This is a genomic window from Streptomyces sp. NPDC056222 (assembly GCF_042264065.1).
Taxonomy (GTDB): domain Bacteria; phylum Actinomycetota; class Actinomycetes; order Streptomycetales; family Streptomycetaceae; genus Streptomyces.
The window spans coordinates 1-2,814 of sequence record NZ_JBHJTL010000198.1 but is presented as its reverse complement, the minus strand read 5'-3'; the positions used below and the strand labels follow the sequence as shown (position 1 = coordinate 2,814).

Annotated in this window: 3 protein-coding genes; 2 read left to right on the top strand and 1 reads right to left on the bottom strand. The window is 68.7% G+C overall.

The genetic code is table 11. The features are described 5' to 3' along the window. Positions 1-222 precede the first annotated feature (222 nt). A complete protein-coding gene (locus ACFC0D_RS38390) occupies positions 223-390 on the top strand; it encodes a transposase domain-containing protein (protein ID WP_376446721.1) in 168 nt (55 codons plus the stop codon). Between the two features lie 129 nt (positions 391-519). Then, the gene (locus tag ACFC0D_RS38385; RefSeq protein ID WP_376446718.1) at positions 520-1,530 is read left to right on the top strand and encodes a quinone oxidoreductase; all 1,011 of its coding nucleotides are present in this window, start codon (positions 520-522) and stop codon (positions 1,528-1,530) included. A gap of 212 nt (positions 1,531-1,742) precedes the next feature. Here the strand turns inward: ACFC0D_RS38385 and ACFC0D_RS38380 are convergent, their stop codons facing one another. Beyond that, a complete protein-coding gene (locus ACFC0D_RS38380; protein WP_376446716.1) occupies positions 1,743-2,666 on the bottom strand; it encodes a VOC family protein in 924 nt (307 codons plus the stop codon). Between the last annotated feature and the right edge of the window lie 148 nt (positions 2,667-2,814).

The following is a 2,814-nucleotide window of genomic DNA, read 5'->3' as shown; positions in this document are numbered from 1 at the left end:
AGCCCCAAGGGGCGCTATCCGGGGAAGTTACCGCGAGTAGTGGAGAGTTGGGGACGCCAGCCGTTGCTCCGACTCCCCCACCCCTTCCCGAAACCCTGACCGGCTGCCGACGGTGGCGCCCGGGGATCGGGCCCGGACCACTGGCACCCGGACACGGACCCCGCGTGGGGCCTGACCAGCCCACTGCAGTTGCTTTGAGTTGCGGAGATCATTGCCCCGCGTGTGACGGGGTGGGGTGCGGGCCAGCAGGTGCGGATCGGGATCTTGACAAAGGTATTCACTGCCGAGCTGGTCGACGCGGCGATAGCCAAGCACGACCGAGCCGAGCGGCGCCGCCGACTTCTGCCGACGCGGCTGGTCGTGTACTTCGTCCTGGCCGACTCCGGCTGACACCTTGACGGCGGCGGCCCCGTTCGTCAGGTAGCCGGCCAGGGAGTGGCGCTGGCGGGCTGGTCTGCTTGCCGGGAATCGAATCGCCATCAACGGGGTTGGAGGGGGACGAGCCGATATTGGAGGGCCATGCGAGCGATTCAGGTGTACGAAGTGGGCGGTCCCGAGGTGCTGCAGGAGGCCATGGTGGACCAGCCGCGGCCGGGTCCGGGCGAGGCGGTCGTGGAGGTCGCTGCATCCGGGGTCAACTTCCTCGACGTCTACCACCGCGAAGGCCGGTACAGCCTCCCGCTGCCCTTTACCCCGGGCTCTGAGGGCGCCGGCACGGTCGTCGAAATTGGACCCGGCGTCGCTGACGTCGCAGTGGGGGACCGGGTCGGTTGGGTGGAGATTCCCGGCACGTATGCCGAGCGGGCCGTCGTGGACTCCTCCCGGCTGGTGCCGCTGCCCGACGATATCGGCTTCGAGACAGCCGCCGCCGTGCTCCTCCAAGGCATGACCGCGCACTATCTCGTCAAGGACGCCTACCCGGTTCAGGGGGGCGACACGGTGCTCGTGCATGCGGCTGCTGGTGGCATGGGGCTGCTTTTGACCCAGCTCATCACCCATCTCGGCGGCAGGGTGATCGGCACGACGTCGACCACGGCGAAGGCCGAGCTGGCGAAGCGTGCCGGGGCCGCTGAGGTGATCCTTTCCTCCGCAGTCGACGATCTCGCAGCCGAGGTGAGGCGGCTCAACGGCGGTCAGGGACTGCCGGTTGTCTTCGACGGCGTCGGCGCGCACACCTTCGATGCGAGCCTCGCCAGCCTGCGAACCCGCGGCCACCTCGTGCTCTTCGGCGCGGCAAGTGGTGCCGTGCCGCCGTTTGATCCGATTCGGCTCGCCCACGGCGGTTCGCTGACCCTGATCCGGCCCAGCCTCGGGGACTTCATCGCCGATCGGTCCGAACTGCTCCGACGCGCCGCCGAGGTGTTCGAGTGGGTGCGCTCCAAGGCGCTTGAGGTCACCGTAACGGGCCGCTACGCATTGTCCGAGGCCGCCCAGGCCCACAGCGATCTGGAGGCTCGGCGTACCACCGGCAAGCTGCTCGTCGTACCCGATGCAGCCGCTGTTGGACGCCTCGAGGAGACGCAGAGCTGATCGCGGGTGACGCGGTCGGGGATCTTCGTGGGTCCGCTTCTGCGTAAGGCAACTGCATTGGCCTGACCAGCCCCCGGTACTGCGCTGAGTCCCCGCCGCTCCGCCCCGCGGGTTGTGGGCAGGCGGAGCGACTGCTCACAACGAGGGTGGCAGGGGGTGCGGGTGGGTGCCGCCCGGCGGGACGATTGCCCACACGGGGGCGGAGCGGGCTCTCAGATCTCCCGGAAGATCAGAGCGGCGCCGAGGGCCGCTTCGGCCGGAACGAAGAGCTCACCTCGGGTCGTCTGGCGCACGGGCAGTCCGTTCTCTGCCAGCAGCGCACGCACCGGAGCGATGTCGGGGACGGCAACTGTGCAGGCGACAAGCGCCGGGAGTGCGGGCGGATCCTCACCCGGCAGCAGATCCGGGAGGTCGGCCTTGGTCAGGAGGGTGACCGGCCCCTCTGCGGAGAGCGGGCGTCCTAGATACCGCTCGTACCGCTCACTCACCAGAGGAAGTTGTCCGTCAGGTACGCACAGCACCACCTCGACGAGGTCCAGGGCACCGTTCGGGTGGTCGAGGTGACGGGTGTGCTGGAATTCCGGGTCCAAGTCGGCGACGACACCGACCCGGCCTTCGGCCGCTCCGTCGATCTCCAGGTAGCGGACGGGTTCCGTGCGCACGCCGTTGGGGGTCTCGACCGGTCGGCCGACCGTGTTCACCCCACCGTGTCCGACGCCGGCAGCGGTAAGCCGTTTCGCCGTCCTGTCGACGTCCGGCGAGGAGAACATCAGGATGTGGAGCCCTTCGAAGCGATCGCGCCATCCGCCAAGCTGGGCGCTGGTCTCTTCGATCCGCGACATGACCAGGGGGAGCTTCTCCGGCGGTGCCTGGAGGGGAACGATCCGCGCGTCGGGTGGCAGGGCCTCCGTGTTCCCGGGCTTCAGCGGGGTCACCAACTCGACGAAGCTGCGGGAGAGGTCGGCGTGGGTGTTCGCTGCCCCGAAAGGCTCAGGCACAGCACCCTCACGGGGTGCCAGCGCCGGCACGCTGGGCGGCGGAACGTGAAATCCGAGCCGCCGGTAGAGCGCTATGGCCTGTGTCATATCGCTGACGACATGGCCGACGTGATGTAAGCGTGTGATGTCGTGAGGCATGAAATCACCGTAGCCCCGCACACGCGATGCCCGAGGAGCGGATAGGGCGGTGACGCCACCGGCTCAGCGTGTTGCGGTGGATGAGCGGCTGGCGTCCCCAACTCTCCACTACTCGCGGTAACTTCCCAGGATTGCTCCCCTCGGGGCC